Annotated in this window: 22 protein-coding genes; 10 read left to right on the top strand and 12 right to left on the bottom strand. The window is 66.7% G+C overall.

Annotated elements, in window-relative coordinates:
* Positions 1-456 precede the first annotated feature (456 nt).
* Together V6W80_RS20385 and V6W80_RS20380 are read right to left on the bottom strand one after the other, a co-directional pair.
* Complete coding sequence (locus V6W80_RS20385) at positions 457-1,005, bottom strand: glutathione peroxidase (protein ID WP_338545237.1); 549 nt, start codon at positions 1,003-1,005, stop codon at positions 457-459.
* Positions 1,006-1,086: 81 nt separating this feature from the next.
* Positions 1,087-1,416 carry a hypothetical protein gene (locus V6W80_RS20380; RefSeq protein WP_007163001.1) on the bottom strand — a complete coding sequence of 110 codons (330 nt, stop codon included), beginning with the start codon at positions 1,414-1,416 and terminating at the stop codon, positions 1,087-1,089.
* A 232-nt stretch (positions 1,417-1,648) separates the two neighbouring features.
* Between V6W80_RS20380 and V6W80_RS20375 the strand changes: the two genes are divergently transcribed.
* Complete coding sequence (locus tag V6W80_RS20375; RefSeq protein WP_064307549.1) at positions 1,649-3,055, top strand: L-cystine transporter; 1,407 nt, start codon at positions 1,649-1,651, stop codon at positions 3,053-3,055.
* A gap of 184 nt (positions 3,056-3,239) precedes the next feature.
* Here V6W80_RS20375 and V6W80_RS20370 read toward each other — a convergent pair whose 3' ends face one another.
* The 7 genes from V6W80_RS20370 to qhpR all read right to left on the bottom strand — a co-directional run bounded on the left by V6W80_RS20370 (position 3,240) and on the right by qhpR (position 9,781).
* Positions 3,240-3,770, bottom strand: a complete 531-nt coding sequence (locus V6W80_RS20370; RefSeq protein WP_338547477.1) for an REP-associated tyrosine transposase — start codon at positions 3,768-3,770, stop codon at positions 3,240-3,242.
* Positions 3,771-3,948: 178 nt separating this feature from the next.
* A complete protein-coding gene (gene ureC / locus V6W80_RS20365) occupies positions 3,949-5,649 on the bottom strand; it encodes an urease subunit alpha (protein WP_338545236.1) in 1,701 nt (566 codons plus the stop codon).
* Positions 5,650-5,814: 165 nt separating this feature from the next.
* Positions 5,815-6,120 carry an urease subunit beta gene (locus tag V6W80_RS20360; RefSeq protein ID WP_160923973.1) on the bottom strand — a complete coding sequence of 102 codons (306 nt, stop codon included), beginning with the start codon at positions 6,118-6,120 and terminating at the stop codon, positions 5,815-5,817.
* The gene (locus tag V6W80_RS20355) at positions 6,117-6,626 is read right to left on the bottom strand and encodes a GNAT family N-acetyltransferase (protein ID WP_338545235.1); all 510 of its coding nucleotides are present in this window, start codon (positions 6,624-6,626) and stop codon (positions 6,117-6,119) included. The genes V6W80_RS20360 and V6W80_RS20355 overlap by 4 nt, the downstream gene beginning before the upstream one ends.
* A 10-nt stretch (positions 6,627-6,636) precedes the next feature.
* On the bottom strand, positions 6,637-6,939 hold the full coding sequence (gene ureA / locus V6W80_RS20350; protein ID WP_007162996.1) for an urease subunit gamma: 303 nt from the start codon (positions 6,937-6,939) through the stop codon (positions 6,637-6,639).
* A gap of 83 nt (positions 6,940-7,022) precedes the next feature.
* Positions 7,023-7,862 (bottom strand): urease accessory protein UreD, encoded by an 840-nt coding sequence (locus V6W80_RS20345; RefSeq protein ID WP_338545234.1) that lies wholly within the window; start codon positions 7,860-7,862, stop codon positions 7,023-7,025.
* Positions 7,863-8,737: 875 nt separating this feature from the next.
* Complete coding sequence (gene qhpR / locus V6W80_RS20340; protein WP_338545233.1) at positions 8,738-9,781, bottom strand: AraC-like transcriptional regulator QhpR; 1,044 nt, start codon at positions 9,779-9,781, stop codon at positions 8,738-8,740.
* 339 nt (positions 9,782-10,120) lie between these two features.
* Between qhpR and eat the strand changes: the two genes are divergently transcribed.
* The 3 genes from eat to eutC all read left to right on the top strand — a co-directional run bounded on the left by eat (position 10,121) and on the right by eutC (position 13,905).
* Complete coding sequence (gene eat / locus V6W80_RS20335; protein ID WP_068384237.1) at positions 10,121-11,485, top strand: ethanolamine permease; 1,365 nt, start codon at positions 10,121-10,123, stop codon at positions 11,483-11,485.
* Positions 11,486-11,508: 23 nt separating this feature from the next.
* Entirely contained in the window at positions 11,509-12,900 is a 1,392-nt protein-coding gene (locus V6W80_RS20330) for an ethanolamine ammonia-lyase subunit EutB (protein ID WP_093256488.1), read from the top strand.
* A 189-nt stretch (positions 12,901-13,089) separates the two neighbouring features.
* Complete coding sequence (gene eutC, locus V6W80_RS20325) at positions 13,090-13,905, top strand: ethanolamine ammonia-lyase subunit EutC (protein ID WP_338545232.1); 816 nt, start codon at positions 13,090-13,092, stop codon at positions 13,903-13,905.
* A gap of 5 nt (positions 13,906-13,910) precedes the next feature.
* On the opposite strand, the gene V6W80_RS20320 is transcribed toward eutC, so the two are convergent.
* Both V6W80_RS20320 and V6W80_RS20315 read right to left on the bottom strand, forming a co-directional pair.
* Positions 13,911-14,195, bottom strand: a complete 285-nt coding sequence (locus V6W80_RS20320; RefSeq protein WP_338545231.1) for a hypothetical protein — start codon at positions 14,193-14,195, stop codon at positions 13,911-13,913.
* A 231-nt stretch (positions 14,196-14,426) separates the two neighbouring features.
* Entirely contained in the window at positions 14,427-14,855 is a 429-nt protein-coding gene (locus V6W80_RS20315; protein WP_338545230.1) for a GNAT family N-acetyltransferase, read from the bottom strand.
* 127 nt (positions 14,856-14,982) lie between these two features.
* Here V6W80_RS20315 and V6W80_RS20310 point away from each other — a divergent pair, with 127 nt between their 5' ends.
* Positions 14,983-15,888 (top strand): alpha/beta fold hydrolase, encoded by a 906-nt coding sequence (locus V6W80_RS20310; protein ID WP_257705212.1) that lies wholly within the window; start codon positions 14,983-14,985, stop codon positions 15,886-15,888.
* An 8-nt stretch (positions 15,889-15,896) separates the two neighbouring features.
* On the opposite strand, the gene rutR is transcribed toward V6W80_RS20310, so the two are convergent.
* A complete protein-coding gene (gene rutR / locus V6W80_RS20305) occupies positions 15,897-16,577 on the bottom strand; it encodes an HTH-type transcriptional regulator RutR (RefSeq protein ID WP_184290253.1) in 681 nt (226 codons plus the stop codon).
* A gap of 342 nt (positions 16,578-16,919) precedes the next feature.
* Here rutR and rutA point away from each other — a divergent pair, with 342 nt between their 5' ends.
* The 5 genes from rutA (at position 16,920) to V6W80_RS20280 (ending at position 20,525) form a co-directional block, all read left to right on the top strand.
* The gene (gene rutA, locus V6W80_RS20300; protein ID WP_338545229.1) at positions 16,920-18,008 is read left to right on the top strand and encodes a pyrimidine utilization protein A; all 1,089 of its coding nucleotides are present in this window, start codon (positions 16,920-16,922) and stop codon (positions 18,006-18,008) included.
* Positions 18,008-18,736: a pyrimidine utilization protein B gene (rutB, locus tag V6W80_RS20295; RefSeq protein ID WP_184290257.1), complete on the top strand. Its 729-nt coding sequence runs from the start codon at positions 18,008-18,010 to the stop codon at positions 18,734-18,736. The genes rutA and rutB overlap by 1 nt, the downstream gene beginning before the upstream one ends.
* 5 nt (positions 18,737-18,741) lie before the next feature.
* Positions 18,742-19,125, top strand: a complete 384-nt coding sequence (gene rutC, locus V6W80_RS20290; RefSeq protein WP_017642623.1) for a pyrimidine utilization protein C — start codon at positions 18,742-18,744, stop codon at positions 19,123-19,125.
* Between the two features lie 85 nt (positions 19,126-19,210).
* Positions 19,211-19,996, top strand: a complete 786-nt coding sequence (rutD, locus tag V6W80_RS20285) for a pyrimidine utilization protein D (RefSeq protein ID WP_338545228.1) — start codon at positions 19,211-19,213, stop codon at positions 19,994-19,996.
* Between the two features lie 4 nt (positions 19,997-20,000).
* Positions 20,001-20,525, top strand: a complete 525-nt coding sequence (locus tag V6W80_RS20280) for a flavin reductase (RefSeq protein ID WP_338545227.1) — start codon at positions 20,001-20,003, stop codon at positions 20,523-20,525.
* Positions 20,526-20,608: the final 83 nt, after the last annotated feature.

Here is a 20,608-nt window from a genome sequence, read left to right as displayed (position 1 = left end):
TTTCAGGCTGGCGAATCGCCCCGTTCAGGAGAGCGAACGCCAGCGTTGTGGAGTGGGTCGAGCCGCATGGATGCGGCGAGAGGCCTAACGGGCCATGGACGGCCCGTGTAGGCCGACCCCGGAACGGCGCTGGCGTGAGCGAAACGTAGCGTAGCGAAGTAACAGCCGCAGGCTGGCCCGAAGGGCGAGCAACGCGAGTCACCCGAAGCGCAGCGTAGGGCCGGATGTCCGGGGCAAGCGTTTTTGCTTACTTTTGTCCGGGCGCGTAGTCCGGGGCGCGCAGCCGCGATTGAAAAAGTGAGTCGCTCGGGAGAGCGAAACAAGAAGTGCGAGCAAAACTCGATAATTAGCTAGGGCACCAAGATTGAAGGTTGACCCTGGCAGTGTTGGGCTTCGCTGGCGCTCAACCCAACCTACGAATCAGGTCACGCCTCGCCATTTACCGGCAGGGCAGCTTCAGCCCTTCGCCAATTCCTTCTCGATGGCCTCCACCAACCGCGGATCATCCGCCGTCACGTCGGGCGCGAAACGACCCACTACCTCGCCATTGCGCCCGATCAGGAATTTCTCGAAATTCCACAGCACCTCGGGCTTGGGATTGGGAGTGCCACCCCGACTCAGCATGCGCTTGCGGAAGGGGCCGTCGCCAGTGGCCTCGGGCTGCGCCTGGGTCAGTTCGGCATAGAGCGGATGCTGGTCTTCACCCACTACGCTGAGCTTGGCGAACAGCGGAAATTGCACGCCGTAGGTGAGGGTGCAGAATTCCTTGATCTCGGCGTCGCTGCCGGGCTCCTGCTGCTTGAAGTCGTTGGCGGGAAAACCGAGCACTTCCAGGCCGCGCTCGCGTTGGGCCTCGTAGAGGCGTTCCAGGCCTTCGTACTGGCTGGTGAGGCCGCACTTGGAGGCGACGTTCACCACCAGCAGCACCTTGCCCAGGTAGCGTTCCAGGGTCAGGGTTTCGCCGTCGATGGATTGCAGCGGGAGTTTCATCAGGGTCGCGGTCATGGTCGGCTTCCTCGGAAAGAAGCGACCAGCCTAGCGCAAAAACGCCGCCTCGATGGGCGGCGCCTGTCGGTCGAGTGGGGCTCAGCGCTTGAGCTTGACCACGTCGCCGGAAACGGTGGTGGTGTAGCCGTTCAGGACATAGGCCCAGAACCAGTTTTCCTGAACCTGGGCGTTGATCAGGGCATCGCCACCGCGGGACTTGATGGCGGCCTGCTGGGCGCGCACGAAGCGGTCGTTCTGCTGGACCGGGATGAAACCCAGGATCATCAGACCGGTGGCCTTGCCTTCGCCGTGACCGACGACGGTGTACTGCGACGGATCCAGGTTCTGCGTCTTCATCGCGGTGCCGGTGCAGCCGGCGACGGCGGCGGCGAGGGCGAAGGAAGCGGCGAGCTTGGCGAAACGTTGCATGGGGTGACTCCTTTTCTGGTTGGCAACGTCGGGCATCGTTTCCCGACGGGACGCACTCTAGCAGCGCCGGGCACGACGGAAATACCGTTCGCCCCGGCGATAGAACCGCTCCTCCCAAGGTCCCAGGGTTATCAGGTGATAGCGCCTCGATCTAAGCCCGGGCGGCCCGAGCTGCTACCATCGCCCGCCTCTCGTCCGGCGGCCGCGCCGGGCGCCGTTCTGGAGACCTCGTGTGAATCTGCCTCTCGTCCTCAACCTCCTCGCCTTCGCCGTGCTGCTCGGCCTGCTGGCGCGTACCCGCAACACCGGCTGGAGCCTGGCCGTGCGCGTCTTCATCGGCCTCGCCCTGGGCGTGGCCTTCGGCCTGGTGCTGCAACTCGTCTACGGGCATGACGCCCCGGTGCTCAAGACCTCCATCGGCTGGTTCAACCTGGTCGGCAACGGCTATGTGCAGCTGCTGCAGATGAGCATCATGCCGCTGGTGTTCGCCTCCATCCTGGCCGCCGTGGCACGGTTGCGCGAGGCTTCTTCCATGGGTCGCATCAGCCTGCTGACCCTGGGCACCCTGCTGTTCACCACCGCCATCGCCGCCTTGGTCGGGGTGCTGGTTACCTGGCTGTTCGGCCTGAGCGCCGAAGGCCTGGTGCAGGGCGTCCAGGAGACCGCGCGTCTGACCACCCTGCAGAACAGCTATGTCGGCAAGGTAGCGGACCTGTCGGTGCCGCAGTTGCTGCTGTCCTTCATTCCGAAGAATCCCTTCGCCGATCTCACGGGCGCCAGTCCCACCTCCATCATCAGCGTGGTGATCTTCGCCGCCTTCCTCGGCGTCGCCGCCTTGCGCCTGCAGCGCGACGATCCGGTCCGTGGCGAGAAGGTGCTGGCCGGCATCGACGTGCTTCAGGCCTGGGTGATGAAGCTGGTACGCCTGCTGCTGCAACTGACCCCCTATGGCGTGCTGGCGCTGATGACCAAGATGGTCGCCACCGCCAGCCCCCAGGACGTGCTCAAGCTGGGTACCTTCCTGATCGCCTCCTATCTGGGCCTGGCCATCCTCTTCGGCGTGCACGCCCTGCTGCTGACCCTGAGCGGCCTGTCGCCGGCGCGTTTCTTTCCCAAGGTCTGGCCGGTGCTGAGCTTCGCCTTCACCAGCCGCTCCAGCGCGGCGACCATCCCGCTGAACATCGAGGCCCAGACCGAGCGCCTCGGCGTGCCGCCGGCCATCGCCAGCTTCGCCGCCTCCTTTGGCGCCACCATCGGCCAGAACGGCTGCGCCGGTCTCTATCCGGCCATGCTGGCGGTGATGATCGCGCCCACCATGGGCATCGATCCCTTCGATCCGCTGTGGATCGCCACGCTCGTGGGCATCGTCACCCTGAGTTCGGCGGGTGTGGCGGGCGTAGGTGGCGGTGCCACCTTCGCCGCCCTGATCGTGCTGCCGGCTCTGGGCCTGCCGGTCACCCTGGTGGCGCTGCTGGTGTCCATCGAGCCCCTGATCGACATGGGCCGCACCGCCCTCAACGTAAACGGCTCCATGACCGCCGGCACCCTGACCGCACGCTGGATGGGCCAGCTGGACAAGGCCGCCTACGACCGCGACGACCGCGCGGAAGCCCCGGCGGCACCGGTCAGCCGCGGCTGAGTCCGTAGGTTGGGTTGAGCGAAAGCGAAGCCCAACGGTGCCCATGCCTGCTACGTCATGTTGGGCTTAGGCGATGGAGCCGCCTCAGCCCAACCTACGGGTGCCCCATGTTGATTGGGTACAACGTGGATGGTTGAACCGCGTAGGTTGGCGCTGAACGTAGCGAACCCAACACGACCAACCCTCACCGCTCGCCCACCGCCCATTCCTCATCGTGCTGTCCTGCCCAATCCGCTGGCAGGACGCCTGCTCGCACATAGCGATGGATGGACGAATAGGGCCACTCCACCGCGCTCCGCGCATGGCCATGCTTCACCGGATTGAAATGGATGTAGTCGAGATGCCGCTGCAGATCCTGCTCGTCCCGAATCCGGTGCTCCCAATAGCGTCTTTGCCAGACGCCGCGTTCGCGTTTCAGTCGTCGCGACAGATTCACCGTTTCAAGCGGCGGTAACTGACGGGAGAAGCCTGCCTTGATCAGGCTCCAGCGCAGGGGATAGTTCCAGTCGCCCTCCGGCAGGCACCAGAGCGCGTGCAAGTGATCGGGCAGGACAACCATGGCAAGGATGTCGAAGGGATGCTGGGCTTTCGCTTGGCGTATCGCCTGCCGCAGCGCGCCGATGTGATCGACGAGTAGAGTAGAGGAGCGGTCGTTGAGGTTGACCGTGAAGAAGAACGTACCACCCGCGGCACGGCTGCGTCGATAGTCCAAGATCACCGTCCTTGGTGAATGGAAAGTCGCAGTTTAGAGGCCTTGGCTACGCCTGGCATAGCCATGCGCATCGTTGGGCTTCGGCCATGAAGCTGCCTCAGCGCCAACCTACGGAGCGCGCAATGTAGGTTGGCGCTGAGCGTAGCGAAGCCCAACAGGCCGTGCCGTTGGAACAGGCCCTCTAGAACAGAAAATACCGCTGTGCCATCGGCAGGACCTCGGCCGGTTCGCACCAGAGCAGCTGGCCGTCGGCCTTGACCTGGTAGTTCTGCGGATCGACCTCAATGGTGGGCAGATAGTCGTTGTGGATGAGGTCGCTCTTCTGCGCGGTGCGGCAGCCCTTCACCACGCCGATGCGCTTCTTCAGCCCCAGTTGCTCGGGCACCCCCGCCTCGAAGGCGGCCTGGCTGATGAAGGTTAGGCTGGTGTCGTGGAGCATGCCGGCGTAGCTGCCGAACATGGGGCGGTAGTGCACCGGTTGCGGGGTGGGGATGGAGGCGTTGGCGTCGCCCATCAGACTGGCCGCGATGGCGCCGCCCTTGAGGATCAGCGTCGGCTTGACGCCGAAGAACGCCGGGCGCCAGAGCACCAGGTCGGCGAACTTGCCCACCTCGATGGAACCCACCTCGTGGCTGATGCCATGGGTGATCGCCGGGTTGATGGTGTACTTGGCGATGTAGCGCTTGACCCGGAAGTTGTCGTTGCCGGCGCCATCCTCGGGCAGCGGGCCGCGCTGCTTCTTCATCTTGTCGGCGGTCTGCCAGGTGCGGGTGATGACCTCGCCGACGCGGCCCATGGCCTGGCTGTCGGAACTGATCATGGCGAAGGCGCCGAGGTCGTGGAGGATGTCCTCGGCGGCGATGGTCTCGCGGCGGATGCGACTCTCGGCGAAGGCCACGTCCTCGGCGATGCTCGGGTCCAGGTGGTGACAGACCATGAGCATGTCCAGATGCTCGTCGATGGTGTTCTTGGTGAAGGGCCGCGTCGGATTGGTGGAGCTGGGCAGCACGTTGGGGAAGCTGCAGGCCTTGATGATGTCCGGCGCGTGGCCGCCACCGGCACCCTCGGTGTGGTAGGTGTGGATGGTGCGCCCCTTGAAGGCGCCCAGGGTGGTCTCGACGAAACCGGATTCGTTGAGGGTGTCGGTGTGGATGGCCACCTGGATGTCGAAGCGATCGGCCACCGCCAGGCAATTGTCGATGGCGGCGGGAGTGGTGCCCCAGTCCTCGTGCAGCTTGAGGCCGATGGCGCCGGCGCGCACCTGCTCCTCCAGCGGACCGGGCAGGCTGGCGTTGCCCTTGCCGGTGAAGCCGATGTTCATCGGGAAGGCATCGGCGGCCTTGAGCATCTGCGCCATGTGCCAGGGACCTGGGGTCACGGTGGTGGCATAGGTGCCGGTGGCCGGCCCGGTGCCGCCGCCGATCATGGTGGTGGTGCCACTCATGAGTGCCTCTTCGATCTGCTGTGGGCAGATGAAGTGGATGTGGGAGTCGATGCCACCGGCGGTGAGGATCATGCCCTCGCCGGCGATGACCTCGGTGGCGGCGCCGATGGGCACGCTGACGCCGGGCTGGATGTCCGGATTGCCGGCCTTGCCGATGGCGTGGATGCGGCCCTGCTTGAGGCCGACATCGGCCTTGACGATGCCCCAGTGATCGACGATCAGGGCGTTGGTGATGACGGTGTCGACCACCTCGGCCGCCAGCAGCTGGCTCTGACCCATGCCGTCGCGGATGACCTTGCCGCCCCCGAATTTCACTTCTTCGCCGTAGACGGTGTGGTCCTCTTCGACCTCAATCCAGAGCTCCGTATCGGCCAGGCGCACCCGGTCGCCGGTGGTGGGGCCGAACATGTCGGCATAGGCTTGGCGGGAGATTTTCATAGGCGTTGATCCCGAATAAAGGTGGTCCGGTTGGCCCTCACCCCGACCCTCTCCCGGAGGGAGAGGGAGAAGAGCGGGAGCTCGGTGTCTGTTCTTGAGCCCCCTCTCCCCTTGGGAGAGGGTTGGGGTGAGGGAGCGCGTAAAAGGCGAAGAGCCGGAGTACCCCTACAGCTTCCCCATCACCCGCCCGGCGAAGCCGTAGACGGTGCGCAGGCCGGCCAACTCGACCAGCTCCACCTCGCGACTCTGGCCCGGCTCGAAGCGCACGGCGGTGCCGGCGGCGATGTTCAGGCGCATGCCACGGGACAGGGCGCGGTCGAACACCAGGGCGTCGTTGGTTTCGTGGAAGTGGTAGTGGGAGCCCACCTGGATCGGCCGGTCGCCGCTGTTGGCGACGGTCAGGCTGAGAGTACGGCGGCCGGCGTTGAGCTCGATGTCGCCGTCCTGGATCTGGTATTCGCCGGGGATCATGGGCGCTGCTCCAGCATCAGTTGCATGAAGGTGAGGTCCAGCCAGCGTCCGAACTTGATGCCGACCTGGGGCATCTGCCCGGTGGTGATGAAGCCCAGGCGCTCGTGCAGGCGGATGGAGGCCTGGTTGCCGCTCTCGATGGCGGCCACCATGACGTGCTTGTCGCAGGCACGAGCGCGCTCGATGAGCGCAGTCATCAAGCGCGGCCCGATGCCCTGGCCGCGCTGGTCGGGGTGGATGTAGACCGAGTGCTCGACGGTGTGGCGAAAGCCCTCGAAGGGGCGCCAGTCACCAAAGGAGGCATAGCCCACCACCGCGCCGTCGGCATTCTCGGCGACCAGGATGGGGTAGCCCTGGTCGGCACGCAGGTCGAACCAGGCCTGGCGGTTGGCCAGGTCCACCGGGGTCTCGTTCCAGATCGCCGTGGTGTTGCTGACGGCGTCGTTGTAGATGTGCAGCACGGCTGGCAGGTCGGCAGGCGTGGCGTCGCGGACGATCAGACTCATGGCGGTCTCCCTAGGCGATCGGCTGATGGACGGTGACCAGCTTGGTCCCGTCGGGGAAGGTGGCTTCCACCTGGATCTCCGGGATCATCTCCGGAACGCCTTCCATCACCTGGTCGCGGGTCAGCAGGGTGGTGCCGTAGTGCATCAGCTCGGCCACGGTGCGACCGTCACGTGCGCCTTCGAGCAGAGCGGCTGAGATCAACGCCATGGCTTCCGGGTAGTTGAGCTTCACCCCACGCGCCAGGCGGCGTTCGGCCACCAGGCCGGCGGTGAAGATGAGTAGCTTGTCTTTTTCGCGGGGCGTCAGGTCCATGGGTGTTCCGGTTGGCAGATGCGGTCAAGGAAAGTCGGTCGATCATCGCGGCCATGGGCCGCGCCTACAAGAGTGTCGCGGCCTCAGGTGCTCCAGATCCGTGGCGGCATGGCGGCGCGGCCGAGCAGGGCCGGGCGCAGCAGGCGCCAGAGGTCGATCAGCCAGGCGCGGGCCTGCAGGGATTCGGCGGCCAGGCAGCGGGCGACCACCAGGCCGGGCAGCTGGGTCAGGTCGCCGCGTACCGGCAGGGCGAGGTCGCGGCAGCGCGCCAGGGTATCGGCGTCCAGGGTGCCGGTGATCAGCAGGGTAGCGAACACCGGCTGACCGGCCAGGCCGATGGGCGAGTCCAGCAACCGATCCGCGCCGACCAGGCGTTGGCGCTCATGCCACAGCGGAGTGCCGTCGCGGCGGATGTCCAGGTGCGCCTGGAACAGCCCCTCGGTGAAGCGCTCGGCACTGGCCGGGCGGCCCAGGGCGACGATGTCCCAGTAGCAGAGGCGGGCGTCGCCTGCCAGCTCGATACGGGTGGCGAGATGGGCCTGGGCGCCGGAGAAGACGATGGTCTCCTGGGGTAGCCATTCCAGGGTAGCACCGGCGGCGACGCGCAACTCGATCTGCTGATGCGCCGTGCTGTCGGCGCGATACCACTTGGCCGCCCCGGGGCTGGTGAGCTGGGCCCAGGCGTTCTCGCCGACGCTGACGTCGATGTCCAGCCGATCGCCCCCGGCGATGCCGCCCGGTGGATGCACGATGATGTGCTGGCAGACCTCGGGACCTTCGGCGTGCAGATGTTTCTGCACGCGCAAGGGGCCGAGGTGGCGGCGGGTGGTCGGCCGGGTCCAGTCGCCCTGGCGGGCATAGGCCAGCTCCAGGCGCGCCAGCCAGGCGGGGGTGAAGAGGGCAGGAGGCAGAGCAGAGGTCATCGGGGGTGGTCGTTGTTCTGGTTGGGCCGTTTGGGGAGGCCCTTGCAAGAATCTGACCGGGTGGGTGGTATTTGTGAAGCGGGGGCGCTATGGAGGGCGTCGGGATAGGTGCCCGGGCTATTTGCTGAGTTTTGTATGTAGTTCCTGTTTCGCCTGGCCGGCGACTTACTTTTCTTTGCTTGTGCAAAGAAAAGTAAGCAAAAGAAAGCACACCCCACGTTTCGGCCCTCCGCTGCGCTCCGGTTCCCCTCGCTCCGGCGCCGCTCCGGGGGCACGGCACGAAGGGGCTTCCTGCCCCTCGCGCCTTGCTCGGCGTCCTGCCTCGCATCCCCCTCCGCAACACCTACACTCGGCCTCACTGACGGGGACGGGGCGCAAGCCTGATGTCCGGATGTTCACAGGTTTGTAGCGTGGAAAACCGCGCAGCGTTTTCCACTGGAAGGTACCGACACTATCAGTGGACAAGGCGACGCCGTTGTCCACGCTACGGGCTACGGGTTTTTATGGTTCTTCAACCAACACTTTCAGGCTGGCGAATCGCCCCGTTCAGGAGGGCGAGCGCCAGTGTCGTGGAGTGGGTCGAGCCGCATGGATGCGGCGAGAGGTCCAGTGGGCCATGGACGGCCCATCTGGACCGACCCCGGAACGGCGCTGGCGTGAGCGGACCCGGAGCGCAGCGAAGGGCCGGATGTCCGGGGCAAGCGTTTTTGGTTACTTTTGCCGCGATTGGCAAAAGTGACTCGCCCGGGTGGGCGAAACAAAAAGTCTCAGCAGACTTCAGTAATCGGCTGGGTACCGATGAGCACAGGTGCTTTGGGCTTCGCTCCGCTCAGCACCAATCTACGTCAGCCGGTCTTCGGCGCGCCGACCCTTCCCTACGAAATCCCCCGCCACTGCCGCGGACTCACCTGAAACCACCGCCGAAATGCCCGTGAAAAGGCGCTCGTCTCCGAATAGCCCAGCAGCGGCGCCAGGTCGGTGACCGGCAGCCGCTGCCGCAGGTAGTGCTGGGCCAGGTCGCGGCGGACACCCTCGACCAGCGCCGAGAAGCTCGCACCCTGGTCGCGCAGGCGGCGCTGCAGCTGGCTGGTGGACAGGTCCAGGCGCTGGGCGATGGTCTCCAGGCTGGGTTCGCCCAGGGGCAGCGCCAGGCGTACCGAGGCGCGGACTTCTTCGAGCAGTTCCAGCTGCGGCAGGCGCTGGCCGAGCTGGCGGATGGCGTCCTGTACCACCAGCAGGAGCAGCGGATCGTGGTCGGGCATGGCGCGGTCGCGCAGGTCGGCCTTGGGCACCAGCATGGCGTTGCACGGCTGGCCGAAACTGACCGGGGCGTCGAACAGCCGGCGATGCTCGTGCCAGCCCTCGGGCCGGGGGTGTTCGAACTGCACCGCCCGCGGCGCCCAGGTCGGGCCGAGCACATGGCGCAAGAGGTTGAGCAGCATGCCCAGGGTCAGCTCGGCGTCCTGGCGGCGGGCGACGATGGCGCCGTGGCGTACCTGGTAGTCGAAGCGCCAGCAATCGCCGGCGTCCACCAGCTGGATCAGGGTGCTGTGCTGGTGGAAGGGAAAGGCGGCGGCGAAGTTCTGCAGGGCCGCCTCGGCGGTGGGCGAGCAGAGCCCCACGTAACCCAGCAGACCGAGCATCTGCGGCTTGAACTGCTGCCCGTAGTGCAGCCCGAAATTGTCGCAGCCGGACTGGGCGGCGGCTTCTTCCAGGACCCGGCAGTAGTTGCCCAGCCCCAGGCTCAGGGTGGGATGCTGCAACTGTTCCGGATCGATGCCGGCGGTGCCGAAGATGCGATCGACATCGCCACCGTGGCTGGCGATGACGGTGTCCAGCCCGCTGGCGGCAGCGGAGAGCACGCCGAGGTTGCGCGATATTGAGGTCAGGGCGGCGAAACCAGAGGCGGCCAGGGGCATGGGGTGGGTCCAGGGAGGGGATCGGCATGAATGAAGCAAAGGCTGTGCCCCAGGGTGGCAGTCGATCCAGAGCAGGGACCATAACGTCGAGGGCTTCACGCTATTCGGCCCCTTGATGTGCCTCATCGCAGGGCGAGGAGTCGGACATCGCACCAGGGTGGTGCGGCCTTGGGTAGCAGCCTGGGAAGAGGAGTAACGCCGACTTGACCCAAGGTCACAGCGGCCGTGCCGAGCGGTCAAGTCGGCACGGCCCCGGCCTGTTTAAGCTCGAAAAAGCCGGGCAGCGCGGGATCGCGGTCGCCCATTCGGATCACGTCGCTACAAGGGGAGTGGCCTGTCATGACCAACGAGAAACTCAAGCCGACCCTCGGCACCCTGCACCTCTGGGGTATCGCCGTGGGTCTGGTGATCTCCGGGGAGTACTTCGGCTGGAGCTATGGCTGGGGCGTCGCCGGGACCCTGGGCTTTCTGGTTACCGCGCTGGTGGTGGCGGTGATGTACACCTGCTTCATTTTCAGCTTCACCGAGCTGACCACCGCCATTCCCCATGCCGGCGGCCCCTTCGCCTACAGCCGCCGCGCCTTCGGCCCCCGGGGCGGTACCATCGCCGGGATCGCCACCCTGATCGAATTCGTCTTCGCCCCGCCGGCCATCGCCATGGCCATCGGCGCCTACCTCAATGTGCAGTTTCCCGCGCTCGATCCCAAGCTGTGCGCGGTGGCGGCCTATTTCATCTTCATGACGCTGAACATCCTCGGGGTGAGCATTGCCGCCACCTTCGAATTAGTGGTGACGGTGCTGGCGGTGATCGAGTTGCTGATCTTCATGGGGGTGGTGGCGCCGGATTTCAGTCTGGCCAACTTCACCCGCGGTGGCTGGGCCGGGCAGGACCAGTTCTCGCTGGCGGCGGTGGGCGGCATGTTCGCCGCCATCCCCTTCGCCATCTGGTTCTTTCTCGCCATCGAGGGCGCGGCCATGGCCGCCGAGGAAGCCAAGGACCCCAAGCGCACCATTCCCAAGGCCTACATCGCCGGCATCCTCACCCTGGTGACTCTGGCCATCGGCGTGATGATCTTCGCTGGCGGGGTAGGCGACTGGCGGGCGCTGTCCAATATCAACGATCCGCTGCCCCAGGCCATGAAGGGGGTGGTGGGCGAGGGCTCCGTGTGGCTGCACCTGCTGGTGGGCATCGGCCTGTTCGGGCTGGTGGCCAGCTTCCACGGCATCATCCTCGGCTATTCCCGGCAATTCTTCGCCCTGGCCCGCGCCGGCTTTTTGCCCCACGGCCTGGCCAAGCTGTCGCGCTTCCAGACGCCGCACCGGGCGGTGCTGGCCGGCGGCGTGGTGGGTATCGCCGCCATTTTCAGCGACGGGGTGATCAGCCTGCAGGGCATGACCCTGACCGCCGCCATGATCACCATGAGCGTGTTCGGCGCCATCGTCATGTACATCATGAGCATGCTCAGCCTGTTCAAGCTGCGCCGCAGCGAGCCGAACCTGGAGCGCACCTTCCGCGCCCCTGGCTATCCGGTGGTGCCAGCCATCGCCCTGGTGCTGGCGGTGGTCTGCCTGATCGCCATGGTCTGGTACAACCCGGTGATCGCCAGCGTCTTCGTGGTGCTGATGGTGATAGGCGCGCTGGTCTGCGGTCTCAGCCGTAGACAGGGCGACATTGCACCCGACGCCGCCTTCGGCGAGGCCTGAGCAGCGCAACCCGAGGAGGTAGCATGAGCGGTTTCCAGCACAGCGTGGGCGGCCAGACCTGGCGTTTCGCCGATCTCAAGGACCTGCTGGCCAAGGCCACCCCGGCGCGTTCCGGGGACGTCCTGGCCGGGGTCGCCGCCGGCAGCGACGTGGAGCGGGTGGCGGCGCAGATGGCGCTGGCCGAGCTGCCGCTCAAGCACTTTCTCAGCGAGGCGGTGATCCCCTACGAGGCCGACGAGGTCACCCGGCTGATCCTGGATACCCACGATGCCCAGGCCTTCGCCCCGGTCGCCCACCTCACCGTGGGCGGCTTCCGCGACTGGCTGCTGGGTGCGGCGGCCGACGAGACCAGTCTCGCCGCCCTGGCCCCGGGGCTGACCCCGGAGATGGTCGCCGCGGTGTCCAAGATCATGCGCATCCAGGACCTGATCCTGGTGGCGCAGAAGGTTCGGGTGGTGACCCGCTTTCGCAATACCATCGGCCTGCGTGGACGGCTGTCGACCCGGCTGCAGCCCAATCACCCGACCGACGATCCGGCCGGCATCGCCGCCAGCGTCCTCGACGGCCTGCTCTACGGCAACGGCGATGCGGTGATCGGCATCAACCCGGCCACCGACAGCACGGGCGGCATCTGCGAGCTGCTGAAGATGCTTGATGCGGTGATCCAGCGCTACGAGATCCCGACCCAGGCCTGCGTCCTGACCCACGTCACCACTAGCATCGCCGCCATCGAGCGCGGTGCGCCGGTGGACCTGGTGTTCCAGTCCATCGCCGGCACCCAGGGCGCCAACGAAAGCTTTGGCATCAGCCTGGCGCTGCTGCAAGAGGGCTATGAAGCCGGACTGTCGCAGCGCCGCGGCACCCTGGGCGACAACCTCATGTATTTCGAGACGGGGCAGGGTAGTGCGCTGTCGGCCGGCGCCCACCATGGCGTCGATCAGCAGACCTGCGAGGTGCGTGCCTACGCCGTGGCCCGTCAATTCAAGCCGCTGCTGGTGAACACCGTGGTCGGCTTCATCGGCCCCGAGTACCTCTACAACGGCAAGCAGATCATCCGTGCGGGCCTCGAAGACCACTTCTGCGGCAAGCTGCTCGGCGTGCCCATGGGCTGCGACATCTGCTACACCAACCATGCCGAGGCCGACCAGGACGACATGGACATGCTGCTGACCCTGCTGGGCGCGGCGGGCATCAACTTCATCATGGGCATCCCGGGGTCGGACGACGTGATGCTCAACTACCAGACCACCTCCTTCCACGACGCCCTCTACGCCCGCCAGGTGCTGGGCCTGCAACCGGCGCCGGAATTCGCCGCCTGGCTCGACCGCCTGGGCATCCTGCGCCTGGAAGACGGCCGCTTCCGTCTCGGCGACGGCCTGCCCGCGCCGTTCCAGCGCGCGTTGGCGCAGATGTGAAGGGTTTTTTCGTAGGTTGGGCTGAGCGCAGCGAAGCCCAACCTTGCCAGGCCCGATTCGTACCTGTTGGGCTTCGACGGTGGAACTGTCCCAACCCAACCTACGAAAGGCCCGAGTGCCCTGTCCATCCCGTGCCCGTTGGGCTTCGACGATGGAGCCGTCTCAACCCAACCTACCAAGGAGGTTGCCATGAAGGATGCCGACACCGCCCGTCCCGATCCCTGGGCCGAATTGCGTCGCCTGACCCCGGCGCGGATCGCCCTCGGTCGCGCCGGCACCAGCCTGCCCACCGCTGCCCAGCTGGACTTCCAGGCTGCCCATGCCCAGGCCCGCGATGCGGTACACCTGGCCTTCGACCACCAGGCGCTGCATGAAGGCCTGACCGCCCAGGGCCGCGAGACCCTGGTGCTCAGGAGCGCCGCGCCGGATCGACACACCTATCTGCAGCGCCCCGACCTGGGGCGCAGGCTGTCGGAGCAATCCGCCCGCGAACTGCAAGCCTATGCCGCCGAGCATCCGGACGGCTTCGACGTCGCCGTGGTCATCGCCGACGGCCTCTCGGCGCTGGCGGTGCATCGCCATGCCCTGCCGTTCCTGGAGCGGCTGGCCGATCAGGCCAAGGCCGACGGTTGGCGCTGGGCACCGGTGACGCTGGTGGAGCAGGGGCGGGTGGCGGTGGGCGACGAGATCGGCGGGCTGCTCAAGGCGCGGCTGCTGGTGATGCTGATCGGCGAGCGCCCCGGTCTCAGCTCACCCGACAGCCTCGGCCTCTACTTCACCTACGGGCCGCGCCCGGGCCTCAACGATGCCTATCGCAACTGCATCTCCAATGTCCGTCTGGAAGGCCTCGCCTACGGCCTGGCGGCGCACAAGCTGCTCTACCTGATGCGCGAAGCGGATCGGCGCAAGCTCTCCGGCGTGCAACTCAAGGACGAAGCCGAGGTGCCGCTGCTGGAGGGTGGGGAAGAAAACGCCCGAGTGGGAAATTTCCTGACGGCGTCTTAGGGGGTTCAGGGACGCGCGCTGGCTTGACGATGCCTGTCCAGCAGGCGGTCGATTGCACTGCGATCGAGGGGCCGTTTCTGTTTTAGAAAGCCCTGCAGCTGATAGGAATTCCAACCATCCGACGCCTTGCCCGGACGCCGGATAGGTCGCTGCGGATCAGCACCGTAGCGCAACAGCAGCGCGACCAGGTCCGGCCGATTGAAGAGGATGGCGGCGTTGAGTGGCGTCAGGCCGCCGGTATCGACCGGCTCATCGGCCGGACAGCCGGCGGCTAGGGCGGTCTGCGCCATCTGCAAGAGCACTTCCCGACGTATCCCTGGCTCATCGTAGTGGGCGCCGACAAAGTCCAGCGTTGGTTGAGTCTGGGTTTGCCCTCCCGCTGTGAGGCCTAGCAGGCAGCCGCGCCCGTCGATGACCCTGACGCCAGGTTCAGCCTGACTACTGCCGGCCAGCGCCAGCAGCGCTACCAGACCTAGTGTTCGAGAGGATAAGGCTCGCATGGCTCCTCGGTAGCCGGGCGCTCAGCCCAGCGTCTTGCGCAGGAAGTACCGCGCGAAGCCCGGCGGATAGTCCGCCAGCTCGCCGAAGACTTCATAGCCCAGGCGCTCGTAGAAGCCGCGGGCCTGGAACTCATGGGTGTCGAGCCAGGCGCCGTGGCAACCGCGGCTGCTCGCCTCGGCCTCGGCGCGCAGCAGCAACTCGCGGCCGGCGCCCTGGCCGCGGACGGCCTCGTCCACCGCCAGCAACTGCACGGTCAGCCAGCCATAGCCGGTATAGCCCCAGAGTCCGCCCAGGGATTCATCGCCGCGGGTCAGGCTGATGACCAGGGGACGATAACCGCTCGGTCCGGCCTGGGCTTCGTTGTACCGCCGCAGTGGCGTGGCGATGACCTGGCGCAGATCCTCGTGTGCCTCGTCGGTCAGGTGGTAGTCCAGCGGCGCTACGGGCATGGCGAAGGTCTCCAGAAGAGGGTTGCCTGAGCATAGCGCAGCACCGCTGCGTGACCGCCGGGTTCTGCCGCTTTCGCCGCGCCGGCCTTGGGGTAGCATGACCCTTTACCCATTTCGCGGGGGAGCCATGGACATACGTGAAGGTCGCGCCCGGGTTGGTGCCCTCGAACTGGCCTATGAGGACTGGGGCGATCCCGCTGATCCGGCGCTGCTGCTGATCATGGGCTTTGGCGCCCAGTTGCTGCTCTGGCCGGAAGGCTTCTGCGAGGCCTTGGTCCGCCGGGGCCTGCGGGTGATCCGTTTCGATAACCGCGACGTCGGCCAGTCCTCGCGGCTGAGCTGGCCAGGTGGACGACCGCCTTCACTGTGGCCGGTGCTGGGACGGGCGCAACTGGGCAAGCCCAGCGCGGTGCCCTATCGCCTGGAAGCCATGGCCGCCGATGCGGTCGGGCTGCTCGATCACCTGGGGCTGGAGCGCGCCTTCGTGCTGGGCGGCTCCATGGGCGGCATGATCGCGCAGATCCTCGCCGCCGACTGGCCGCAGCGGGTCGCGCGGCTGGGCATCCTGTTCTCGTCGACCAATCAGCCGCTGTTGCCGCCGCCTTCGCTCAAGCTGCTCGGCAGCCTGCTGCTGCGTCCGCCAGCCGATCTGCCGGCGGAAGCGGCGCTCGTCCGACAGAAGGCCCTGCTGCGCGGCATCGAGAGCCCGCGCTATCGGCAGAGCGACGCCGATCTCGAACGGCTGGTGCAACGGATCCTGGCGCGCGGTGTGGATGTGGACGGGGTGCAGCGGCAGCTGTTCGCCCTGCTCGGCAGCGGCGATCTGCGGCCCTTTGCCCGGCGCATCCAGGCGCCGACCCTGGTGGTCCATGGGGCGCGGGATCCGCTGTTGCGTCCGGCCTGTGGCCGCGCTGTGGCCCGAGCCATTCCTGGTGCCCGCTTCGAGCTGATACCCGACATGGCCCACGACCTGCCGGCGCCGCTCTGGCCGAGACTGAGCGAGCTGTTCGCCGACTTCTTCCTGGCGCCCTGAGCAGGGCTTCAGCCTCTGAGGCGCGGTCGCAGCCCGTCGATGAGCAGGGTTTCCAGGCCGCGCAGAACCTCGTCGAAGAAGGCTGGATCCTGCAAGGTACGGCCACAGAGTGCCTGCACCTGGACCCTGAAGTCCGCATAGTGTTGGGTGGTGGCCCAGAGGCTGAACAGCAGCTGGTACGGATCCACCGGTGCCAGCCGGCCGGCCTCGATCCAGGTACGGATCACCCGGGCCTTCTCGTCTATCAGGTCGTGCAGGCTGCCCTGCAATTCCGGCAGCAGCAGGGGCGCGCCCTGGACCATCTCCAGGCAGAACAGCCGGGACTCGGCAGGATAGTCGCGGGACATCTCCAGCTTCTGGCGCAGATAGTCGCGCAGGGCGTCGAGGGGTTCCTGGTCTTCACTGAAGGTGCGCAGGGGATTCAGCCAGGTCGCCAGCAGCTGACGCAGCACGGCGACATAGAGCTCTTCCTTGTTGCTGAAATAGTAGAGCAGGTTGGTCTTGGAGACGTCCGCCTGCAGTGCCACCTGGTCCAGACTGGCGCCGTGCAGGCCGAAGCGGGAAAAGATATCGAGCGCTGCGCTGAGGATCTGGGCGCGTTTGGCTTCTATCTGGCGCTGCCGGCGTTGCTGGGCGGCAGGGCTGGGTTGACGCGGCTTGCGTGGCGGAAGATCACTGGCCTGACTCACGAACTGCTCCTTGGGCCTTCTTGGACATCTGACGCGGGCCGGCTGCAGGCGCGGTCGTTGAGCTTCGCACCGTCCTGGTGACGAATCACCGGCGGACCCCGAAGGGTGGCGCGCCGGTCTCCAAACTCTAGCATGGCCCGACACCCTTCATGCCCCGGATTCGGGCGCCTTGCACAAACTGGGTGCTCTGATCTGGACCAAGTGGTCTGGAGATATTTCGAGATTTCCTCCAAGTGTTTGATTGGCCTGAAATTTCAAGACTTGGCAAGCTTTCTGCTCCGATCCTGCAGCCACGGCGCATCTCGATGCGCCTCGATTCCTGACTGCGGGAGAGTGCGAGCGATGAACATCGGTGTCTTCATTCCCATCGGCAACAACGGCTGGCTGCTGTCGGAAAACGCGCCCCAGTACCGGCCCACCTTCGAGCTGAATCGCGAGATCGTGCAGCGCGCCGAGCACTACGGCTTCGACTTCGCCCTGTCGATGATCAAGCTGCGCGGCTTCGGCGGTAAGACCGAATTCTGGGACCACAACCTGGAGTCCTTCACCCTCATGGCCGGGCTGGCAGCGGTGACCTCGCGCATCAAGCTGTTCGCCACCGCCGCGACCCTGACCCTGCCGCCGGCCATCGTCGCGCGCATGGCCGCCACCATCGACTGCATTTCCGGCGGCCGCTTCGGTGTCAACCTGGTCACCGGCTGGCAGAAACCCGAATACAGCCAGATGGGGCTCTGGCCGGGGGATGAGTTCTTTACCAGTCGCTATCAATACCTCGGTGAATACGCCCAGGTGCTGCGTGATCTCTGGGGCACCGGTCAGTCGGACTTCCAGGGCGCGCACTTCCGGATGGAGGACTGCCAGGTCAGTCCGCGACCCCAGGCGCCCATGGAGATCGTCTGCGCCGGGGCGAGCGATGCCGGCCTGGCGTTCGCCGCCGAGCATGCCGACTACAGCTTCGTCTTCGGCAAGGGCGTCAACACGCCCAAGGCCTTCGCCCCGGCGGTCGAGCGGCTGCAGGCGGCCACCGCCAAGACCGGGCGCGAAGTCTCCTCCATCGCCCTGTTCATGATCATCGCCGCCGAGTCCGACGAAGCCGCCCGCGCCAAGTGGGAGCACTACAAGGCCGGTGCCGACGAGGAGGCCATCGCCTGGCTGGGCGCCCAGGCCGCCGCCGACACCAAGTCCGGCAGCGACACCAACGTGCGGCAGATGGCCGATCCGACCTCGGCGGTCAACATCAACATGGGCACCCTGGTGGGCTCCTTCGCCAGCGTGGCGCGGATGCTCGACGAGATCGCCGAGGTGCCCGGGGCCAGCGGGGTGCTGCTGACCTTCGATGACTTCGTCCAGGGCGTGACCGACTTCGGCGAGCGCATCCAGCCGCTGATGCAGAGCCGCCGTCACGTCGAGCTGCTCAAGGAGAGTGCCTGATGAACGCTGTGGAAACCCTGGCGGGCTATACCCTGCCTGCAAGCGATACCGAAGCCCTGACCCTGCCGGCGCGTCCCGAACCGCTGCGGCTCAAGGCCAGCGAGACGGCCCTGATCGTGGTGGACATGCAGAACGCCTATGCCAGCCAGGGTGGCTACCTGGATCTGGCCGGTTTCGATGTCTCGGCCACCGGCCCGGTGATCGAGAACGTCGCCGCGGTGGTGGAGACCGCCCGCGGCGCGGGTATCCAGGTGGTCTGGTTCCAGAACGGCTGGGACCCGGAGTACCGCGAGGCGGGTGGCCCCGGTTCGCCCAACTGGCACAAGTCCAATGCCCTCAAGACCATGCGCAGGAGACCCGAGCTGCAGGGGCAATTGCTGGCCAAGGGCGGCTGGGACTACGCCCTGGTGGATCGGCTGCAGCCGGCGGCCGCCGATCTGGTGGTGCCCAAGACCCGCTACAGCGGTTTCTACAACACCCACCTGGACAGCCTGCTGCGCGCCCGTGGCATCCGCAATCTGGTGTTCGTCGGGGTCGCCACCAACGTCTGCGTGGAGTCGACCCTGAGGGACGGCTTCTTCCTCGAATACTTCGGCGTCTGCCTGCACGACGCCTGCCACCAGGCCGGCCCGCGCTCGGCCCACGACGCCGCGCTGTTCAACATCGAGACCTTCTTCGGCTGGGTCGCCAGCTGCGCCGATTTCCACACCACCTTCGCCAAGGACTGAGCACCATGCCCAAGCAAGCCGTGATCCCAGCCGGTACCGGTACCCCCATCGCCCCCTTCGTGCCCGGCAGCCTGGCCGATGGCGTGCTCTATGTCTCCGGCACCCTGCCGTTCGATGCCCAGAACAACGTGGTCCATGTCGGCGACGCCGCCGCCCAGGCACGCCACGTGCTCACCACCATTCAGGGCGTGGTGGAGGCGGCTGGCGGCAGCATGGCCGACGTCACCTTCAACATGATCATGCTCACCGACTGGGCGAACTACGCCGCCATCAACGCGGTGTACGCGGAATTCTTTCCCGGCGAGAAGCCGGCGCGCTACTGCATCCAGTGCGGCCTGGTGAAGCCTGACGCCCTGATCGAGATCGCCAGCATCGCCCATGTCGGCTAGGCCGCGCTCCGTCTAGCCCCCTCTCCCCCTGGGAGAGGGCTGGGGTGAGGGGAAGCCTCAACCACCCAACCTTAAAGGACCGCCCATGCACTTCGAACTCCATGGCCGCCAGGACCCGGCGGCCGAGACCCTGCTGCTCAGCTCCGGGCTGGGCGGCGCCGGGGCCTTCTGGGCGCCACAGCTGGCGACTCTGGGCGAACGTTTCCGGGTGGTGGTCTACGACCAGCCCGGCACCGGCAGGAGCCCGGCCGAGTTGCCCGCCGACTATCGCATCCAGCATATGGCCGAGGACCTGCTGGCGCTGGCCGATCGCCTGGAACTCGACCACTGTCTGTTCATGGGCCATGCCCTCGGCGGTCTGGTGGGCTTGCAGGCCGAGCTGCTACGGCCGGGCCTGATCCGTCGCCAGGTGCTGGTCAACGCCTGGAGTCGACCCAATCCGCACACCGCGCGCTGCTTCGCCCTGCGCCAACGGCTGCTGCGCGACAGCGGCGCCGCGGCCTATGTCCAGGCCCAGGCGATCTTTCTCTATCCGGCCACCTGGATCGCCGAACACGGCGAGCGCCTGGCCGCCGACGAAGCCCAGGCCCTGGCGCACTTCCCCGGTGAGGCCAATGTCCTGCGGCGCATCGGCGCGCTGCTGGCCTTCGATGTGGACGCCGAGCTGGGACGTATCCAGGTACCGACCCTGGTGCTGGCCAACCGCGACGACGTGCTGGTGCCCTGGACCTCGTCCCAGCGCCTGGCCGCAGGCTTGCCCCAGGCCACCCTCCAGTTGCTGGAGTGGGGCGGCCACGCTTCCAGTGTCACCGACCCCGCCACCTTCGACCGGGTGGTACTCGACTATCTCAGCCAAGCCCTGGAGGCGTAACGCCATGTCCGTTGCCCATGCCGTGCCCCTATCCGCCACTACGCCCGCCACTCTTGTCGATCGCGACCTCTTCCGGGGGGCCATGGCGCGCCTGGGCGCTGCGGTCAACCTCGTCACCACCGACGGTCCGGCCGGCCTGGCCGGCTTTACCGCTACCGCCGTGTGCAGCGTCAGCGACAGCCCGGCGACCCTGCTGGTCTGTCTCAACCGCGGCGCCTCGGTGCATCCGGCCTTCAGCGCCAACGGCGTGCTCTGCGTCAACGTCCTGGCCGCCGGCCAGCAGGCGCTGGCCAACCTCTTCGGCGGCAAGACCGCCATGGCCGAACGCTTCGCCGCGGCGAACTGGACGCGCCTCGCCACCGGTGCGCCGGTGCTGGACGGCGCCCTGGTGGCCTGCGATTGCCGCATCGCCGGAGTGCAGTCGGTGGGCAGTCACGACCTGCTGCTCTGCGAGGTGCTGGGAGTGGCCGAGCCGGGTGGTCAGGGTGGCCTACTGTATTTCGATCGCCGTTATCACGAGCTGGGTTAGTGGGGGCTGTTGGGCTTCGAAGAGGGAGCCGTCTCAGCCCAACCTACGACCGCCGTAGGTTGGGCTGAGCGCAGCGAAGCCCA

It is taken from the genome of Pseudomonas benzopyrenica (assembly GCF_036884265.1).
Lineage (GTDB): Bacteria > Pseudomonadota > Gammaproteobacteria > Pseudomonadales > Pseudomonadaceae > Chryseomonas > Chryseomonas benzopyrenica.
Note: the sequence above shows the minus strand (reverse complement) of the source record. Positions and strands in the feature narration are given on the sequence as shown.